General features: G+C 73.0%; 16 protein-coding genes and 1 pseudogene. 15 read left to right on the top strand and 2 right to left on the bottom strand.

The window, feature by feature from the left end; translation table 11 throughout:
• Window positions 1-67 precede the first annotated feature (67 nt).
• The 14 genes from nifK to AC5LSR_RS04420 all read left to right on the top strand — a co-directional run bounded on the left by nifK (window position 68) and on the right by AC5LSR_RS04420 (window position 13,735).
• Window positions 68-1,591 carry a nitrogenase molybdenum-iron protein subunit beta gene (gene nifK, locus AC5LSR_RS04485; protein ID WP_250284182.1) on the top strand — a complete coding sequence of 508 codons (1,524 nt, stop codon included), beginning with the start codon at window positions 68-70 and terminating at the stop codon, window positions 1,589-1,591.
• Between the two features lie 109 nt (window positions 1,592-1,700).
• Window positions 1,701-3,242 (top strand): nitrogenase iron-molybdenum cofactor biosynthesis protein NifE, encoded by a 1,542-nt coding sequence (gene nifE / locus AC5LSR_RS04480; RefSeq protein ID WP_493468176.1) that lies wholly within the window; start codon window positions 1,701-1,703, stop codon window positions 3,240-3,242.
• Window positions 3,242-4,633 carry a nitrogenase iron-molybdenum cofactor biosynthesis protein NifN gene (gene nifN / locus AC5LSR_RS04475; RefSeq protein WP_493464788.1) on the top strand — a complete coding sequence of 464 codons (1,392 nt, stop codon included), beginning with the start codon at window positions 3,242-3,244 and terminating at the stop codon, window positions 4,631-4,633. Before nifE ends, nifN begins: the two co-directional genes overlap by 1 nt.
• Entirely contained in the window at window positions 4,627-5,025 is a 399-nt protein-coding gene (gene nifX / locus AC5LSR_RS04470; RefSeq protein WP_013874043.1) for a nitrogen fixation protein NifX, read from the top strand. Before nifN ends, nifX begins: the two co-directional genes overlap by 7 nt.
• Complete coding sequence (locus AC5LSR_RS04465; protein WP_493468175.1) at window positions 5,022-5,528, top strand: NifX-associated nitrogen fixation protein; 507 nt, start codon at window positions 5,022-5,024, stop codon at window positions 5,526-5,528. The genes nifX and AC5LSR_RS04465 overlap by 4 nt, the downstream gene beginning before the upstream one ends.
• Window positions 5,515-5,724 carry a CCE_0567 family metalloprotein gene (locus AC5LSR_RS04460; protein WP_250286498.1) on the top strand — a complete coding sequence of 70 codons (210 nt, stop codon included), beginning with the start codon at window positions 5,515-5,517 and terminating at the stop codon, window positions 5,722-5,724. The genes AC5LSR_RS04465 and AC5LSR_RS04460 overlap by 14 nt, the downstream gene beginning before the upstream one ends.
• Window positions 5,721-6,098, top strand: a complete 378-nt coding sequence (nifW, locus tag AC5LSR_RS04455) for a nitrogenase-stabilizing/protective protein NifW (RefSeq protein ID WP_250286499.1) — start codon at window positions 5,721-5,723, stop codon at window positions 6,096-6,098. Before AC5LSR_RS04460 ends, nifW begins: the two co-directional genes overlap by 4 nt.
• Entirely contained in the window at window positions 6,098-6,391 is a 294-nt protein-coding gene (locus AC5LSR_RS04450) for a nitrogen fixation protein NifZ (RefSeq protein WP_250286502.1), read from the top strand. The genes nifW and AC5LSR_RS04450 overlap by 1 nt, the downstream gene beginning before the upstream one ends.
• On the top strand, window positions 6,388-8,127 hold the full coding sequence (gene nifB / locus AC5LSR_RS04445) for a nitrogenase cofactor biosynthesis protein NifB (RefSeq protein ID WP_250286504.1): 1,740 nt from the start codon (window positions 6,388-6,390) through the stop codon (window positions 8,125-8,127). The genes AC5LSR_RS04450 and nifB overlap by 4 nt, the downstream gene beginning before the upstream one ends.
• Entirely contained in the window at window positions 8,124-8,711 is a 588-nt protein-coding gene (locus AC5LSR_RS04440) for an iron-sulfur cluster assembly accessory protein (RefSeq protein WP_250286505.1), read from the top strand. The genes nifB and AC5LSR_RS04440 overlap by 4 nt, the downstream gene beginning before the upstream one ends.
• Before the next feature lie 67 nt (window positions 8,712-8,778).
• Window positions 8,779-9,378, top strand: a complete 600-nt coding sequence (locus tag AC5LSR_RS04435) for an iron-sulfur cluster assembly accessory protein (protein ID WP_250286508.1) — start codon at window positions 8,779-8,781, stop codon at window positions 9,376-9,378.
• 25 nt (window positions 9,379-9,403) lie between these two features.
• A complete protein-coding gene (locus AC5LSR_RS04430) occupies window positions 9,404-10,345 on the top strand; it encodes a HesA/MoeB/ThiF family protein (RefSeq protein WP_493468174.1) in 942 nt (313 codons plus the stop codon).
• Window positions 10,342-11,559 (top strand): cysteine desulfurase family protein, encoded by a 1,218-nt coding sequence (locus tag AC5LSR_RS04425; RefSeq protein WP_445548422.1) that lies wholly within the window; start codon window positions 10,342-10,344, stop codon window positions 11,557-11,559. Before AC5LSR_RS04430 ends, AC5LSR_RS04425 begins: the two co-directional genes overlap by 4 nt.
• A gap of 631 nt (window positions 11,560-12,190) precedes the next feature.
• Window positions 12,191-13,735 (top strand): serine/threonine-protein kinase, encoded by a 1,545-nt coding sequence (locus tag AC5LSR_RS04420; protein WP_493468173.1) that lies wholly within the window; start codon window positions 12,191-12,193, stop codon window positions 13,733-13,735.
• A 49-nt stretch (window positions 13,736-13,784) separates the two neighbouring features.
• Here AC5LSR_RS04420 and AC5LSR_RS04415 read toward each other — a convergent pair whose 3' ends face one another.
• Together AC5LSR_RS04415 and mftR are read right to left on the bottom strand one after the other, a co-directional pair.
• The gene (locus tag AC5LSR_RS04415) at window positions 13,785-15,761 is read right to left on the bottom strand and encodes a potassium channel family protein (RefSeq protein ID WP_445548421.1); all 1,977 of its coding nucleotides are present in this window, start codon (window positions 15,759-15,761) and stop codon (window positions 13,785-13,787) included.
• A gap of 257 nt (window positions 15,762-16,018) precedes the next feature.
• Window positions 16,019-16,723, bottom strand: coding sequence for a mycofactocin system transcriptional regulator MftR (mftR, locus tag AC5LSR_RS04410; RefSeq protein ID WP_250286838.1), 705 nt, complete (start codon window positions 16,721-16,723; stop codon window positions 16,019-16,021).
• A 185-nt stretch (window positions 16,724-16,908) separates the two neighbouring features.
• On the opposite strand from mftR, the pseudogene AC5LSR_RS04405 reads away from it, so the two are divergent.
• A pseudogene (locus AC5LSR_RS04405) lies at window positions 16,909-17,197 on the top strand (hypothetical protein); the annotation flags it as partial.

Raw genomic sequence — 17,197 nt, 5'->3', positions numbered from 1 at the left:
GCACGTCTTCCGCTCGTAATTCCCCGCGGAAGACGTGTTCTTTCGCCCGTGAACCGGAGGATCGCTGGTGTCCACCAACCCAGACGCACTTGTGGTGCGAGACCACAACACACTGTTCAAGGGCCCCGAGTACCAGGAGCAGCGCGAGCGCAAGAAGCAGTTCGAGGCCGGCTCCTCGCCGGCGGAGGTCGACCGGGTCGCCGAGTGGACCCGGTCGTGGGAGTACCGGGAGAAGAACTTCGCCCGGAAGGACCTCACGATCAACCCGCTGAAGGCGTGCCAGCCGCTGGGCGCCGTGCTCGCGGCCCTCGGCTTCGCCGGGACCCTGCCGCTGGTGCACGGCTCGCAGGGGTGCACCTCGTACTTCCGCGGCCACCTCGCCCGGCACTTCAAGGAGCCGGTGCCGACGGTCTCCTCGTCGATGACCGAGGACTCGGCGGTCTTCGGCGGCCTGAGCAACCTCATCGAGGCCCTCGGCACCGCCGTGCACGTGTACAAGCCGGACATGGTGGCGGTGTCGACCACCTGTATGGCCGAGGTGATCGGCGACGACCTGCAGAACTTCATCGCCAACGCCCGCACCAAGGGCGCGATCTCCGAGACCATCCCTGTCCCGTACGCCCACACCCCGAGCTTCGTCGGCTCGCACGTGCTCGGCTACGACAACATGCTGCGCGGCATCCTGTCGTACCTGACCGAGGGCAAGAAGGGCGCGTCCAACGGCACGGTCAACATCGTGCCGGGCTTCGACCCCTACGTCGGCAACATCCGGGAGCTCAAGCGGCTGCTGAGCCTGCTGGGTGTCAAGCACGCTGTGCTCGGCGACCACAGCGACAGCCTCGACTCCCCGGCGACCGGCGAGTACCACATGTACCCGGGCGGGACCCCGCTCGCCGTCGCCGCCGACTCGATCAACGCCATCGCCACCGTCTTCCTGCAGCCCTTCGGCTCCAAGCGGACCAGGGAGACCGTGGACGGCTGGGCCGGCGAGACGGTGACGGTCAACCCGCCGATCGGCATCGGCAGCACCGACGCCTTCATCACCGAGATCGCCCGGGTGGCCGGGGTCGCGGTACCGGACGAGATCACCGCGGAGCGCGGGCGGCTGCTCGACGCCCTGACCGACTCGCACGCCTACGTGCACGGCAAGCGGGTCGCGATCGCCGGTGACCCCGACTTCGTCACCGGGATGCTCGGCTTCCTGCTGGAGCTGGGCATGGAGCCGGTCCACGTGCTGGCCACCAACGGTGACGAGACCTGGGCCAACCAGACCCGGGAGCTGCTGGCCGCCAGCCCGTTCGGCCGGCAGGCGACCGTCTGGCCGGGCAAGGACGGCTGGCACCTGCGGTCGCTCGTGCTCACCGAGCCGGTCGACCTCATCGTCGGCGCGACCCACCTCAAGCACCTCGCCCGCGAGGCGGACGTGCCGCTGTTCCGGGCCGGTTTCCCGATCTTCGACCGGCACCACCTGCACCGCTTCCCGATCTACGGCTATGCCGGCGGCCTGGCGCTGCTGACCCAGCTGGTCAACCTGTTCCTCGACGAGCTGGACCGCAACGCGCCCGACCACAGCTTCGACATCGTCCGCTGACCGGCACCGTCCGCTGACCGGCAGTATCCGCTGACCGGCAGCGGGTGCTGACCGACACCATCCGCTGACCGGCACAGCGTGCTGACCGACATCGTCCGCTGAGGGGAAAATGGCTGCCCTGACGAAGATCGACGCCGCGGTACTCTTCGACGAACCGGCGTGTGACCACAACCGTGCCAAGGATCCCAAAGCCCGCAAGACGGGCTGCTCCCGGCCGAAGCCGGGCGGCACCGCCGGCGGCTGCGCGTTCGACGGCGCGATGATCACTCTGGTTCCGATAGCCGACGTCGCCCACGTGGTGCACGGCCCGATCGCCTGTGCCGGCAACTCGTGGGACGGCCGGGGCAGCCTCTCCTCAGGCCCGACGCTCTACCGCCGGGGCTTCGCCACCGACCTCGGCGAGCAGGACGTGGTCTTCGGCGGCGAGCAGCGCCTCTACGACACCATCGTCGAGGCCGCGCGCCGCCACCGCCCGCCCGCGGTCTTCGTGTACGCCACCTGCGTCACCGCGATGATCGGCGACGACGTCGACGCGGTGTGCGCGGCGGCGGCGGACGCGACCGGCGTCCCGGTGGTCCCGGTGCACTCGCCGGGATTCGCCGGCAGCAAGAACTTCGGCAACCGGCTCGCCGGCCAGGCCCTGCTCGACCACGTCATCGGCACGGTGGAACCGGCGTTCGCCACGCCGTACGACGTGAACCTGGTCGGCGAGTACAACATCGCCGGCGAGCTGTGGGACGTCACCCCGCTGCTGGCGAAGCTCGGCATCCGGGTGCTGGCGAGCATCAGCGGGGACGGCCGCTACGCCGACGTCGCCGCCGCCCACCGCGCGAAGGCGACGATGGTCGTCTGCTCGCGGGCGCTGCTCTCGCTGGCCCGCGGGCTGGAGGACCGCTACGGCATCCCCTGGTTCGAGGGCAGCTTCTACGGCGTCCGGGCGATGCGCGACACCCTGCGCGGCTTCGCCCGCGTCCTCGGCGGCAAGGAGCTCTCCTGGCGGGCGGAGGAGCTCATCGCCACCGAGGAGGCCGCCCTGGCGACGGCGCTCGCCCCCTACCGGGAGCGGCTGGCCGGCGCCCGGGCGGTGCTCTACACCGGCGGGGTGAAGAGCTGGTCGCTGGTGGCGGCGCTGCAGGACCTCGGGGTGGAGGTCGTCGCCTCCGGGGCCACCAAGAGCACCGAGGACGACGTCGACAAGATCACCGAACTGCTCGGTGCGGACGGGATCGTCATCCGCAACGGCACGCCCGCCGAACTGCTGCGGGTGGTCGCCGACACCCAGGCCGACATCCTGATCGCCGGTGGCCGCAACCAGTACACCGCGCTCAAGGGCAGGCTGCCCTTCCTCGACGTCAACCAGGAACGCCACCACGCCTTCGCCGGCTATCCCGGCATGATCGAACTTGCCCGGCGGCTGGACCTGGCGCTGTCCAGCCCGGTCTGGGAGCAGGTCCGGGCGGACGCCCCCTGGGACGAGCCGGATCCCGCCGGCCGGGCCGGCGCGCCGGGCCCGGCCGGCCCGGCGGGGCCAAGGGCCGGTGCCACCGCCGGTGCTACCGCCGGTGCCGTGGCCGGTGCCGTGGCCGCCGGCGCGGCCGCGGGCGGCGGCTTCGACGACATCGACGACGACAGCGATCCCGAGGTCTTCTGATGGCCCGCGTCACCACCGGCGGACACCGGGCCGCCTTCGACCCGCTCAAGCACAGCCAGCCCCTCGGCGGCGCGCTGGCCTTCCTCGGCCTGGCCCGCTGCATCCCGATGCTGCACGGCGCGCAGGGCTGCTCGGCGTTCGCCAAGGCCCTGCTCACCCGCCACTTCCGCGAGCCCATCCCGTTGCAGAGCAGCGCCATCAACGACGTCAGCGCCGTGCTCGGCTCGTCCGAGTCGCTGCTGAGCGCGCTGGACACGATCAACGAGCGGCAGCGGCCCGACATCATCGGGGTGCTGACCACCGGCCTCACCGAGGTCACCGAGGAGGACATGTTCGGCGTCCTCGGCGCGTCGAAGTACGCCCCGGGCCGCCGTGACCCGCTGGTCGTCGCGGTGTCCACCCCGGACTTCCACGGCGGGCTGTCGGACGGCTGGTCCGCGGCGCTGCGGGGGATCGTCGCCGCGGTCCCGGCCAGCGAGGTCACGGTCCCCGGCCGGGCGGCCGTGCTCGTCGGCCCGACGCTGACCGCGGTGGACATCGACGAGATCGCCGACCTCGTCCGGGCCTTCGGCCTCGACCCGGTGGTCGTCCCCGACCTGTCCGGGTCGCTCGACGGGCACCTCGCCGCGACCTGGTCGCCGCTGACCACCGGCGGGACGGCCCTCGACGCCCTGCTGGGCCTGGCCGGCTGCGAGATCGTCATCGCGGTCGGGTCCGCGGCGGCCACCGCCGCCGGGGAGCTGGCGGTCAAAGCCGGCGTCCCGCTGATCGCCCACGACCACCTCAGCGGGCTGGCCGTCACCGACCGGCTGGTCACCGACCTGATCCGGCACACCGGCGCGGCCGCCCCCGAGGCGGTCCGGCGCTGGCGCCGGCGGCTGGCCGATGGGCTGATGGACAGCCACTTCGTCCTCGGCGGGGCGAAGGTGGCCCTCGCCCTCGAGCCCGACCTGCTCGTCGCGGTCGGTTCGCTGCTCTACGACGTCGGCGCCGAGATCGTCACCGCCGTGTCGCCGACGGACGCCGACGTGCTGCGGCAGGCGCCGTGGGAGGAGGTCGTCGTCGGCGACTTCGTCGACCTCGCCGAACGGGCCGCGGCGGCCGGCGCCGAACTTCTCGTCGCCTCCAGCCACGGGGCCGGCGCGGCCGCCGAGGCCGGCGCGGCGCACCTGACGATGGGCTTCCCCGTCTACGACCGGATGGGCGCCCCGCTGCGTGCCACCTCCGGGTACCGGGGCAGCCTCCAGTTGCTCGTGGACGCGGCCAACCGGCTGATCGAACACCGTGAGTCACATCGCCCGTCGCATCACCCGGCAGCTCCGGCACCGGCGCGCCCGGCGGCGGCCGCGTGCCCGGAGCAGGCCGAGGACCTGGAGGAACTGGCATGTTGAAGGTCGCCTTCGCCACCAGCGACGGCATCGTCGTCGACCAGCATTTCGGCTCGTGCCGCCGGTTCGACGTCTACGAGGTGTCCGCGGAGCTCGCCTCGCTGTACGAGAGCCGGGTGCTCGACCCGGCCGTCGACGACGAGGCCGAGAAGATCGAGAGCCGGCTGGACGCCATCCGGGACTGCGCGATCCTGCACGTCGCCGCGATCGGCGGGACCGCCGCCGCGAAGGTGGTCCGGGCCCGCGTCCATCCGCTGAAGGTCACCGAGGACACCTCGATCGCGGACCAGATCGTCCGGCTGCAGCGGGTCCTCGCCGGCAACCCGCCGCCGTGGCTGCGCAAGCTGCTGCGCGCGAGCGGGTCCGGCGCCACCCCCACCTGGAGCCCGCGATGACCATCGACAGCACCGGCACCGGCACCGGCACCGGCACCAGCAGTGCCGGCGGCGCGGGCGCGGACGTCGCCACCGGCTTCCTGCGTGACCTGGTCGACCAGCTGCGCGCCGGGGACACCTACGGCCAGCTCGACCGCCTCGGCGGGGAGAGGCTGCTCAGCCCGTTCGTGCTCACCCCGCAGCAGCGCCGCGAGCTGGGGATCTCCTGTGACGTCGACCCGGCCACCGAGGGCCGGCTGCGCTCCTTCTACCAGGCGGTCGCCGCCGGCATCGAGAAGGCGACCGGCCTGGTCACCGGTTATCTGCTCGATCTCAGCCACGAGGGCTTCGGCCGGGTCACGGTGTTCACCGGCCGGCTCGTGGTCGTCTCCGAGGTGCTGCGCGACGCGCACCGTTTCGGCTTCGACTCCATCGACCATCTTGCCGGGCGCGGCGAGGCGCTGGTCAGCGCCGCCGCCGCGCTCGTACGTGCCTACCCGGAGGTGGCCCGTGACGACTCCTGACGACATCCCCGAGCTGCGCACGAAGCTGAAGAAGCTCAACAGCCTCGCCACCCGTCTCAAGCTCGACCTGCACGACCTGGCCGAGGACCTGCCGGTCGGCTGGGAGCAGATCCTGGAGACGGCCACCGCCACCTACAACGCCTATGTCGAGATCAGCCGCCTCGAGCGCGAGCTGGCGAAGGCCGACGCGTCATGACCGCGGCATCCGCCGGGCAGGTGCCGCCCGCTGGGCAGGTGCCGCCCGCCGAGCGGCTGGCGCGCTTCCGCCAGTGCGTCACCGCCGAGGACTACTTCCAGGCCCTGGACGTCCCCTTCGACCCGAAGGTGGTCGCGGTCAACCGGCTGCACATCCTGCGGCACTTCTCCCGGGCCGTGGCCCGCACGGACGCGGGGAATCCCGCTCCGCCGGAGCGGCTGGCCGCCTACCGCGCCGCCCTGGTCGCCTCCTACGAGGCGTTCACCACGGGCACCGCGCTCGACCACCGCCTGTTCAAGGTCCTCGCCGACCGCGCCCCCCAGGCGTTCGTCGCCGTGGACACCGTCACCGTTGAAGCCGAGAAGAGGGCCTGATGGACGTCAGTTTCGAAGAGCCGCTGTCCGAGGCCGCCTACGACGTCGGCGACACCGTCGTGGCCCTGAAGGACCTGCGCAACGACGGCACCTTCCCCGAGCCGGGGATCAGCGTTGGGGACGTGCTGGTGGAGACCGGGACGGTCGGCCACGTCCACGGTGTGGGTGTCTACCTCCAGGAGCACATCGTCTACGCGGTCGCGTTCACCAACGGCCGGGTGGTGGGCTGTCTGGAGCGCGAGCTGGACCTGGTGTCCGCCGCGCCGGGCCGTGAGGCGGGTGAGCGGGCATGACCCCCCGACCGGCCCCGGCGGCACAGCCGGCACAGCCGGCGCCGGTACCGGCGCGGTCGATCCCCCTGACGGTGCTCTCCCCGGCCGAGGCGGCCGCGCCGCCGGTGGCCGCGGCGCCGGCGCCGGCGGCGGGGTGCGCGTCCACCAAGGGATGCGGCGCCAGCACGACCGGCCTGGACCCCGCGATCGCCGAGAAGGTCGCCAACCATCCCTGTTACAGCCAGGACGCGCACCAGTACTACGCCCGGATGCACGTCCCGGTCGCGCCGGGCTGCAACATCCAGTGCAACTACTGCAACCGCAAGTTCGACTGCGCGAACGAGAGCCGCCCCGGCGTCACCAGCAGGCTGCTCACCCCGGAGCAGGCGCTGGCCAAGGTCAAGCGGGTGGCCAGCGAGATCAAGCAGATGAGCGTGCTCGGCGTGGCCGGGCCCGGGGAACCGCTGGCCAACGCGGGGCGCACCTTCCGCACGATGGAGCTGGTCGCCCGGGAGTGCCCGGACATCAGGCTGTGCGTGTCCACGAACGGGCTCACCCTCGTCGACCACGTCGACCGCATCGCGGATCTCGGCATCGACCATGTGACGATCACCATCAACATGATCGATCCCGAGGTCGGCGAACGGATCTACCCTTGGGTGGCCTTCCGTGGCAGGCGCTACACCGGCCGGCAGGCGTCGAAGATCCTCTCCGAGCGGCAGCTGGAGGGGCTCGCGGCGCTCACCGGACGCGGGATCCTGTGCAAGGTCAACTCGGTGATGATCCCCGGGGTCAACGACGAGCACCTGGTGGAGGTCTCCCGCACGGTCCGCGGCATGGGGGCGTTCCTGCACAACGTGATGCCGCTGGTGTCCGCCCCCGAGCACGGCACCTACTACGGCCTGACCGGGCAGCGCGGGCCGACCCCGCAGGAGCTCAAGGCGCTGCAGGACCGCTGCGAGGGCGACGACGGCGCGGAAATGAACATGATGCGCCACTGCCGGCAGTGCCGGGCCGACGCGGTCGGCCTGCTCGGGGAGGACCGCGGCGACGAGTTCGGCCCCGAGACCTACCTGGACGGCGAGGTCACCTACGACCTGGCCGGCCGCCAGGAGGCGCACGCAGCGATCGAGCGCTGGCGCTCCGACGTCCGCGCCACCCGGGAGGAGCTGCGGATCTCCGCCGGCGCGGCGAAGCCGGAACACACGGTGCTGGTCGCGGTCGCCACCAAGGGCGGGGGAGTGGTCAACCAGCACTTCGGCCACGCCGAGGAGTTCTGGATCTACGAGGCGGGCGAGAAGTGGGCGCGTCTGGTGGGCACCCGCAGCGTCGCGCGCTACTGCGAGGGCGTCTCCGAGTGTGACGACGGCGAGGACGACAAGGGGTCGGTGCTCGACCGGACCGTCCAGCTGCTGTCGGACTGCGCCGCCGTGCTGTGCAGCAAGATCGGTAACGGCCCGCGGGAGGCGCTGGCCGCGGCCGGGGTCGAAGCCGTCGAGTGCTACGACATCATCGACTCCGTGGTCGCCACCGAAGGTGCGCGGCTTGCGGCGCGGGGCGTCCAGCGGGTGGCGGACGACGCCCACCAGGCGGCGCGGAGCGCCTGCCGCCCGGCCGCGGAGCCGGCCGGTTTCGCCGCCGACCCGCTGGCAGGCGGCTCGCTGGCATCTGACGACCTGTTCGAGGACACCCCGGACGGGCGGCCCGCCCCGCACCCGCGGCCGGCCGGGCCCGTCGCGGCAAAGGTGGGATCATGATTACGAAACTGCAGGTTGTGCTCACCGAACGTGCCGGCGAGCAGGTCCGGGCGCTGCTCGCCCGCGACGGGACGACCGCCGGCTACGGCCTGCGGGTCGGCGCGGAGCCCGGCGGCTGCTCGGGCTACAAGTACAGCCTCGCGCTCGCGCCCACCGCCGAGAAAGGTGACATCACCGTCCGGCAGGACGGGTTCGACGTGTTCGTCGCGTCCGAGTCCGCCTCGTTCGTCCACGGGGTCCGTATCGACTACGTGGAGTCGCTGACGTCCTCGGGTTTCGTCTTCTCCAACCCGCGCGTGTCGGATCCGTGCTCCTGCGGGTCGTCCTTCTCCGCGGCGGGCCCGGACGGCGACGAGGACAGCCTCTGGCAGCAGGTCGACGAGGCGATCCAGCAGGTACGGCCCTTCCTGCAGCGCGACGGCGGGGACGTCACGGTCGTCGACATCACCGCGGGTGTCGTCTCGGTCCGGCTCACCGGAGCCTGCGGGGGATGCTCCGCCGCCCTGGACACGCTCACGGGCGTCATCGAGCGCCAGCTGAAGGAATCGGTGCCAGCGGTCGAGCGGGTCGTCCTCGCGTACTGACAGTCGGGCCGTCCTCGCTACTGACAGCTCCGTCCAAGCGCGTCCGAGCGCATCTGGAGGTGAACCAGTGAGTATCACGATCAGTTTTACCGAACGGGCGGCCGGCCAGGTGCGCGCGCTGCTCGACCGGGAGGGGACCACCCCCGGCGCCGGCCTGCGGGTCGGCGTCGACGGCGACGGCGGCGGCTGCGCCGGGCACCGGTACCGGCTGGCCGTCGAGCCCGCGCCGCGCGCCGGCGACGTCGTCACCCGGGCGGCGGACTTCGACGTGTTCGTCGCCGCGGACGCGGTCCACCAGTTCGACGGCATGCGCATCGACTACAGCGAGTCGCTGATGTCGTCCGGCTTCACCTTCTACAATCCACATGCGCGCGGTCACTGTATGTGTGGGCCGTCGTTCGCCCCGCCCGTCCAGCCGGACGGGGTGGAGACGTCGCTGCTGCAGAAGGCGAACGTGGCGATCCAGCACATCCGGCCGCACCTGCAGCTGGTGGGCCGGGACGCGTCCGTGGTCGGGGTCGCCGACGGGGTGGTCTCGGTGCGGCTGACCGGCGCCGGGCTCGAGCGTGATGCCGACGTCCTCGAACTGGTGAAAACGGTCGAACAGCAGCTCAAGGACGCCGTCCCCGACGTCCGGCGGGTAATCCCCGCATCCGTGGGCCGGTAGCGGAAGGCAGGGGGACGACATGGACATGCGGCGGTTCGAGCGCCAACTGACACTGAGCGGTTTCGGGCTACCGGGACAGGAGCGGCTGTGCGAGGCGACGGTGCTTGTGGCAGGTGTGGGTGGGGTGGGCGGCGCCGTCGCCACCTACCTGGCCGCGGCTGGCGTCGGGCGGCTGGTCCTCGTGCACCCCGGCGCCCTCGAGACACCCGACCTCAACCGACAGACGCTTATGCGACCCGACCGGGTCGGTGAGCCACGGGTGGCCTGCGCCGCCGACACCCTGCGGGAGCACTACCCCGACGTCACGGTCGAGGCGTGGGACCGGGACCTGTTCGACCCGCTCCTGCCCGGCCTCGTCGCCGGCGCGGACGTGGTCGTCGACGCCCGCCACAACTTCCCCGAACGGTTCCGGATCAACCGGATGTGCCTGGACCTGGGGGTGCCGCTGGTCTTCGCGGCCATGAACACCACCGAGGCCCAGCTGCTGACGGTGCTGCCTGGCGACCCGTGCCTGCGCTGCGTGTTCGCCGACGGCGACCCGGAGTGGGACCCGCTCGGCTTCCCGGTGCTCGGCGCGGTGGCCGGCACCGTGGGCTGCCTGGCGGCCATGGAGGTCATCAAGATCGTCTCCCGGTTCGGTGAGCCGTCCACCGGGAAGCTGCTCGCCTTCGACCTGTGGGACATGGACTTCCGGTCGTTCCCGGTGACTCACGACCCGCAGTGCGTCGACTGCGGGCCCATCCGGCGGCAGCCGTCGCGCCCACAGCCGTACACGGTGCGCCGCGTCCCGCTGCCGGACGTACCGGACGTACCGGACGTACCGGATGTGCCGGATGTGCCGGAGGCGTCGGCGGGCATGCCCGGCCTGGCGGACACGGCCGGCGCGGCCGGCGCGGCCGGCGTCGGTGGGCTGGCCGCGGCCGGGGCCGGGCCCGGCGTCCGGTGCGGTCACGACGATCCGCTGTGACCGGGCCCGTGACCAAGATGATCTACTGTGACTACAACGCGACGACCCCGGTCGACCCGCGGGTGCTCGACGCGATGCTGCCGCTGTTCACCGAGGACTTCGCGAACGCCTCCAGCGGACATGCCGCCGGCCGCGCGGCCGCCCGCCTGGTCGAGCGGGCCCGCGAGCAGGTCGCGGCCCTGGTCGGCGCCGGCCGGCACAGCGTCGTGTTCACCGGCGGCGCCACCGAGGCGGCCAACCTCGCGATCCACGGCGTCCTCGCCGGTGCCGAGCCCGGCCGCCGGCACGTCCTGGTGGCGGCCACCGAGCACAGGGCCGTTCTCGCGGCGGCCGGGCAGGCCGCGCGGCTGCACGGCGGCTCGGTCGAGCTGATCCGGGTGCTGCGCGACGGCACCCCCGACCTCGACCATCTCGCCGCGCTGCTGGCGAAGCTGCCCGGGCAGGTCGGGCTGGTCGCGGTGATGGCCGCGAACAGCGAGACCGGCGCGCTCGCGGACGTCCGGCGGGCCTGCCGGCTCGCGCACGGCGCCGGCGCGCTGTACCTGTGCGACGTCACCCAGGCCGCGGGCCGGATCCCCGTCGCCGTGGAGACGCACGGGATCGACCTCGCCGTGCTCAGCGCGCACAAGATGTACGGGCCCAAGGGGGTCGGCGCGCTCGTCGCCGGCCGTCCGCTGCAGAACCGGCTGACACCGCTGATCGTCGGCGGTGGCCAGGAGCGGGGGCTGCGCAGCGGCACCGTCAACAGCGCCGGCATCGTCGGGTTCGGTGCCGCCGCGCAGCTCGCCGCCGAGCGGCTGCCCGCCGACGCCGACCGGCTGCGCCACCTGACCGCGCTGCTGCACGGCCTGCTGATGGAGAAGATCCCCGGCGTGGAGCTCAACGGCCCGGCCGTCACCCGGCTGCCGAACACGGTGAACCTGCGTTTCGCCGGGGCGGACGCCGACGCGGTGATGACGTCGATGCCGCGGGTCGCGGTGTCGGCGGGCAGCGCCTGCAAGGGCGCGAGCACCGAGCCGTCCCACGTGCTGACGGCGATGGGCCTCGACGCGGCCGCCGCCCTGGAGAGCCTGCGCTTCAGCCTCGGCCGCCCCACCACCGAGGACGAGGTGCACGCGCTGGCCACCCACGTCGCCACCGCCGTCACCCACGTCCGCTCCCTCCGCACCCGCCCCCACGCCTCTCCCCACGCATCCCCCCGCGCCCACGCCTGACCAGCGGTCCGGCCGCGTTCCCCGGGACTGTCCGGGCGGCGGCATAACGGGCGGCGGTGTAACGGGCAGCGGTGTAACGGGCTGCAGTGGTCAGGCGTTTCCGCAGGTCGCGACCTCCATCTCGGGAACAGGGATCAGGACTTTCTGGCGCTCCCCGTTCCCGGCCGGCCTGACGCACCTTTCAGGGAGCCGGAGCCGAGCCGAGGCCACCTGATGGATGCGGCCGGCGGCCACAGCACCGTCAGAGCCGAAGGCGTAGGTGAAAACCGTCGTTGCGGTGCCGCTTTCCACCTACAGCTTCCGCATCCGTAGGTGGAGACCGTTGTTGTAGTAGCGGTTTCTACCTACAGGCAGGCTGATGCGTTCGGGAGGGTGGCAGGGCGGTCGACCGCGGGTGGCGGGCGCGGGATAAAGATCGTCGTTCTGGGTGGGACGATGCCGTGGTGAGCGGTTGCGGTGGGGACGAGGAGCCTGGCTCGTGAACGGTCGAGGGGAGGAGCTCAGCGTCCCGTACGCGGATGGAGCACCCCACCGGCGTGGAGCCCCCCATGCGGACGGAGCCCCGCATGCGGACGGAGCTCCATATGGGGACGGAGCGGCCCCGCCGCGGTTACCGGCCGGGGTGCGGCCGGTGCCGGGGGACCCGCGGTACATCGGTGGCTACCGGCTGCTGGGGCGTCTGGGCGAGGGCGGCATGGGAGTGGTCCATCTCGGGCAGGCGCCGGACGGGCGGCTGGTCGCGGTGAAGGTCGTGGCCTCCCGTTACGCCCAGGACGAGGAGTTCCTGCTCCGCTTCCGCCAGGAGGGCGAGCATGCCCGCCGGGTGCCCCGGTTCTGCACCGCAGAGGTGCTCGACGTCGACGTCACCGCGCAGCCGCCGTATCTGGTGACCGAGTACATCGACGGCCCCACGCTGACCGAGGCGGTCCGCTCCGGCGGCCCGCTGCGCAAGGCCGAGCTCGACCAGCTCGCGGTCGCGATGGCCACCGCGCTGTCCGCGATCCACGGGGCGGGGCTCGTCCACCGCGACCTCAAGCCGGGCAACGTCCTGCTGTCCCGGATGGGCCCCCGGGTGATCGACTTCGGGATCGCCCGGTCGCTGGAGACGTCCGCCGGGCTGACGGCGACCGGCGTGGTGCTGGGAACCGGCAGCTACATGCCGCCCGAACAGCACATGGGCCACGGCGTGACGGCGGCCTCGGACGTGTTCGCCTGGGGCGGGGTGATGGCCTTCGCGGCCAGCGGCCGCGCCCCGTTCGGCAACGGCCCGCCGCACATGATCGCCTACCGGGTGGTGCACGGCGAGCCGGACGTGGCACCGCTGGACCCGCCCCTGCGCGAGGCCGTGTCCGCGGCCCTGCGCAAGGACCCGGCCGCACGGCCCACCGTGGGGCAGCTCCTGCAGCTGCTGGGCGTGCCGGGTGGCGGCCTGCCCGTCCATCCCCGGCGTCCGGCCGCCGCGCCCGCGCCGCCGCCCGCCGCGCCATGGCCCACGCATCCACCCGCGCCGCCGGCACACCTGCCCGCGCCGGCGGCGGCACCGGCGTATCCGCAGGCGCCGCCGCCCGCGCCCGTACCGGCGTCGGCAGCGGCGGGTGTACGCCGCCGGCCGGCCGTGCTCGTCGCGCTCGCCGGGGCCGTCGCGCTTGCGCTGGCCATCGGCGTGGGAGTGTTCCTGGCCAGCTCCGGCCCGAGCGATTCCGCCGGCTCCGGTCCGGCCGCGGCGGGCACGGCGGGCAGCGCGAAGGCGGCGAGCCCCGCGAATCCGGTGGACACCGCGCCAGGTGGGCCGCCGGGCCCTGCCGCCAGCCCCCTCGGCGGCCACTGGATCGGGACCTGGGGCAACGGAGAGCGCGACCACTACGTGGCGGTGGACGGCACGAGCTTCAAAATGATCTATGATCTCGACGACGGCCGGGTGGCCGGCACACTGCGCGGCGACGTGATCGACGGCCGCTGGGCGGAGGGGGCGCTCGGCGCTCCGCCGGCCCGCTCCGGCTGGGTGCGCTTCCAGCTCATCCGGGACGGCGCCACGGTCCGTCTCGACGGGGTGTGGGGCACCGACCTGGGCGTCACGTCCGGCACCTGGCAGGTCCGGCGCGTCGACGGCAGGCTCACCCCGCAGGCCGCCCTCCGGCTGACGCGCAACGGAAGCTTCCCCGCCCCGCCGCCATGACGGACACCCCCCGGCCGGACCTCTGCCGGGTTCGTCGCAGGTGCTGCCGTCATGAGCGGACGCGGGGCACCTGGTTTCTGCTGACCGTGTCGATGATCTGGGCGGTGGGGCCGACCACGAGCACCTCGTCACCGGGGCGCAGCCGGGTGTGGCGGGTCGGCCGGTAGTTCGGGGAGCGGTCGGCCGTGCCGTCGCGCTCCGAGGAGGTGGCGACCGCGAGCGTCCGGGTACCGGTCGACAGCTCCCGCAGGGTCGGGCCGTCCAGGCCACCGCCGGCGGCCACGGTGATCCGGGCGACGAGGAACGGCGCGCGGTCGATGTAGAAGGTGCTGACGACTTCGTAGTCGAGGGCGGCGCCGACGAACCACGGTGTGGCCAGGGCGGACGCGCTGCGGGCGGTGTGGATGGCGAACCTGCGCTCGGTCTCGTCCGCGAGCGTGGTGTCGAAGATGCGCAGCACCACCCGTAGCCCCGGCTCACCCCCATTACCGGCATCGCTCCCGGATCCGCTGGTTCCGGGAGCGGCGGATCCGTTTCCTGGCCCGCCGGTTCCGGCCGGGACGGACGGCCGTGGCCGCCACCGGCGGCCGCGGCGTCCCCGCTCGGAATGAAAGTCGTCGAACGCCTCCCGGGCGGACAGGACGGTCTCCAGGTTCGCCACGTCGTCGCTGGTCAGCGCGGCCAGCGTGGTCGCCCGGGCGAGGCCGGCCTCCATCAGGGTCGCGCGGACTCTGGCGTCACCGAACACCACCGGCACCTTGAGATCTCGGACGGCAGAGAGGAAGCGGTTGTTCTCGTCCCGTTCGACGACCACCACGTCCCGCCCGGCGGCCAGCAGGCCCTCCACGGTCGCGAGCCCGACCGAACCGAGCCCGCAGACGATGACGTGACCACGCGCGGTGGTGGCGCGTCCCCGGCCGATCGCCCGTTCCAGCCGGCGGCTGATGATCACATTGGTGATGAACGCGTACACGACCGCGATGGACAGCGCTCCGACCAGGATCAGGGCGATGCCGAACGCCTGTAGCCAGTCCTTCGCGACGCCGAAGTTGAAGTCGCCGTAGCCGACGGTGACCATGGTGGCCACGGTCAGGTAGAGGGCGTCGAGGGGGCCGAAGTCGGCGGGCGCGGTGGGGTCGTTGTCGGCGTAGGTCAGGGAGAGCACCAGCGTGCCGACCAGCATGATGCTCAGCACGGCGCCGAAGGCGATCCGGAACGGGCGGTCGAACTCGGCGGCCGTGGTCACGGCGACATCCCGGATCCAAGCACACGGGCGGCGACGCCTGTCGCGGCCCGTCAGCGGGCCGGCGCGACGCACCGACAGGTCCGCCAGCGTGTTGGCGTCGTCGGCGCTGACCACCCGCACCCCGTTGTCGGCGAAGTCCTCCAGCCTCCCGAGCAGGGCGAGATGGTCGCCGACGGCGACCGGAGCGTCACGGCTCGGGCACACCTCGGCCAGTCGTTCCCCTGACCTGCGCAGCGCCACCGGCGTCAGGTTGCCGAAGATCTGCCGGAACGCTCCGGACGAGCTGACCGGGACGTCCACCACGGCGAAGACCTCGCTCCCGAGACGGAAGGCGTGCCGGACGTCGGATCTGATGCATGCCTCGACGAAGCTGTGGCCGGCCTTCTCCGCCAGGTTCAGCACCCGGGTGGTGGGCAGGGCCGCGGAGAGCTGCTCGCCGAGCTGGGTGTTGGCGACCCGGACGACCAGGCGCACCTCGGGCGCGATCTCGGTGGCGACCAGGGCCGTCTCAAGATTGTCCAGGTCGGTGTCGTGGCAGGCGATCAGTGCGGCCGCGTCCCTGACCGACGCCTGCAGCAGCGCCTCGCCGGTGTGCGTGGAGTCGGCCAGGACCGGCACCCCCCAGCGTTGGAGGCGACGGCGCAGGGCGGTGGCACCCCGTCCCTCGATGACGACCACCGGCACCCCGGCCACGTGCAGCTGTTCGGCGATCCGGTAGCCCAGATTGGTCAGCCCGCAGACGACGACATGACCGGACATGTGACCGGACAGGACCGCCACCGCACCTCCACCCGCATGATTCGATCCGGCCACCCGAAAGTATTATCCCGCCCCCTGCGTCCGGCCCCGCTCCGGCCCACCCGCGGGGGCGGGCCGGTGAGCTGGGTCACCTGGGCCTCCCGGATCGGCTTCCCGGGATCCCGGGCGGGAGAAAAACATGCTCGCGATGCCCTCGGCCATCCGGGACAGGCCGGACGGTTACCGGCCGTGCCCGATGATCCGGGGCCTGGGCCTCCGCCGGCGCGGAAAGGACGTGACTATGCTCTTCCGGTCTGGCTGGCCTCGCGGACGGCCGGAGGGCCTTCGACGGTACCGGCGAAGCCGGCGGCCAGCTCCCGCATGGCGGCGTCCAGCAGTTCCGTGAGTTCCAGGTCCTCGTGGCGCAGCCATTGTTCGTAGGCGGCGATCGCCACGCCCAGGGTGGCGTACGCGATCGCCTGCGGGGCCAGGGCGTGCTGGTCCTGGCCGATGCGGTTGCCGATGAACTCGGCGAGGACCTGCCGCCACGCTACGTAGCGCAGGGCCGAGTGCGCCTGGAGGGCCGGGGTGCGCAGGATGAGCTGCATCCGCCGGCGGTGCCAGGGGATCTCGGCGGGCTCGACCCGGTTGAACTCGATCAGTGCCTGGCGGACGGCGTCCATCAGCGGGACGTCGGGCGGGTAGGTGCGCAGGTCCGCGCGCAGCCGGGCCAGCTCCTCGTCGAAGGCGCCCCAGGCGACGTCGTTCTTGGACGGGAAGTAGCGGAAGAACGTCCGCCGCCCGATGCCGGCGGCACGGGCGATGTCGTCGACGGTCGTCCGCTCGAAGCCGCGTTCGGCGAAGAGCTCGAACGCCAGGTGCTCCAGCTCGACCCGGCTGGTGACCGGGCTGCGGCCACCCCGGCCGCCTGCCGCGCCGGGCACGGCGGGCGCGCCAGCCGTGCCGGCCGCGCCGGGTACGCGCTTTCCGCGCTGGTTCCGCATCGCCTCTTCCGGGTGGCATTGGGTGCCAATATTATGCGTGCCTGCGGTCACAGCGACTCATGTTGTCGGACGGGAGCATTCCATGCCGCACCGGATGGCCAGGTCGTGCCGGACGCGCGTGGCGGGCCCGGGCCCGGGGCCGGCGCGTGGCCGGGCGCGCTCGGCGGGCAGCCCACGTCCGGAGCATGGCCGGAAGCCGCCGGACGCGGGCCGTGGCCGACCGGCTGCCCGCCGCGGGCACGACCGCCGGCGGTGGGAAGGCCGGCGGTGGGAAGGCCGGCGGTGGGAAGGCCGGCTGCGGGAAGGCCGGCTGCGGGAAGGCTGGCGGTGGGAAGGCCGGTGACCCGGCCGGCGACGGCGGCCACGGACACGGGGGCCGAGGGGGCAGCGGCAGGCTCGGCGACGTCGGATACGGCAGGCGGGGCAGCGGCGGGCACCGCGCGGACGGCGTCCGGGCAGACGGCGGCGGGCCCG

The sequence above is a fragment of the Protofrankia sp. CiP1_Cm_nod4 genome (genome assembly GCF_982290645.1).
Note: the sequence above shows the minus strand (reverse complement) of the source record. Positions and strands in the feature narration are given on the sequence as shown.

Excerpts from the sequence above, each read along its gene's own strand:
- nifE (WP_493468176.1), top strand. The coding sequence starts at position 1,701 with ATGGCTGCCCTGACGAAGATCGACGCCGCGGTACTCTTCGACGAACCG.
- nifN (WP_493464788.1), top strand. The coding sequence starts at position 3,242 with ATGGCCCGCGTCACCACCGGCGGACACCGGGCCGCCTTCGACCCGCTC.
- nifX (WP_013874043.1), top strand. The coding sequence starts at position 4,627 with ATGTTGAAGGTCGCCTTCGCCACCAGCGACGGCATCGTCGTCGACCAG.
- AC5LSR_RS04465 (WP_493468175.1), top strand. The coding sequence starts at position 5,022 with ATGACCATCGACAGCACCGGCACCGGCACCGGCACCGGCACCAGCAGT.
- nifW (WP_250286499.1), top strand. The coding sequence starts at position 5,721 with ATGACCGCGGCATCCGCCGGGCAGGTGCCGCCCGCTGGGCAGGTGCCG.
- AC5LSR_RS04450 (WP_250286502.1), top strand. The coding sequence starts at position 6,098 with ATGGACGTCAGTTTCGAAGAGCCGCTGTCCGAGGCCGCCTACGACGTC.
- nifB (WP_250286504.1), top strand. The coding sequence starts at position 6,388 with ATGACCCCCCGACCGGCCCCGGCGGCACAGCCGGCACAGCCGGCGCCG.
- AC5LSR_RS04440 (WP_250286505.1), top strand. The coding sequence starts at position 8,124 with ATGATTACGAAACTGCAGGTTGTGCTCACCGAACGTGCCGGCGAGCAG.
- AC5LSR_RS04430 (WP_493468174.1), top strand. The coding sequence starts at position 9,404 with ATGCGGCGGTTCGAGCGCCAACTGACACTGAGCGGTTTCGGGCTACCG.
- mftR (WP_250286838.1), bottom strand. The coding sequence starts at position 16,723 with ATGCGGAACCAGCGCGGAAAGCGCGTACCCGGCGCGGCCGGCACGGCT.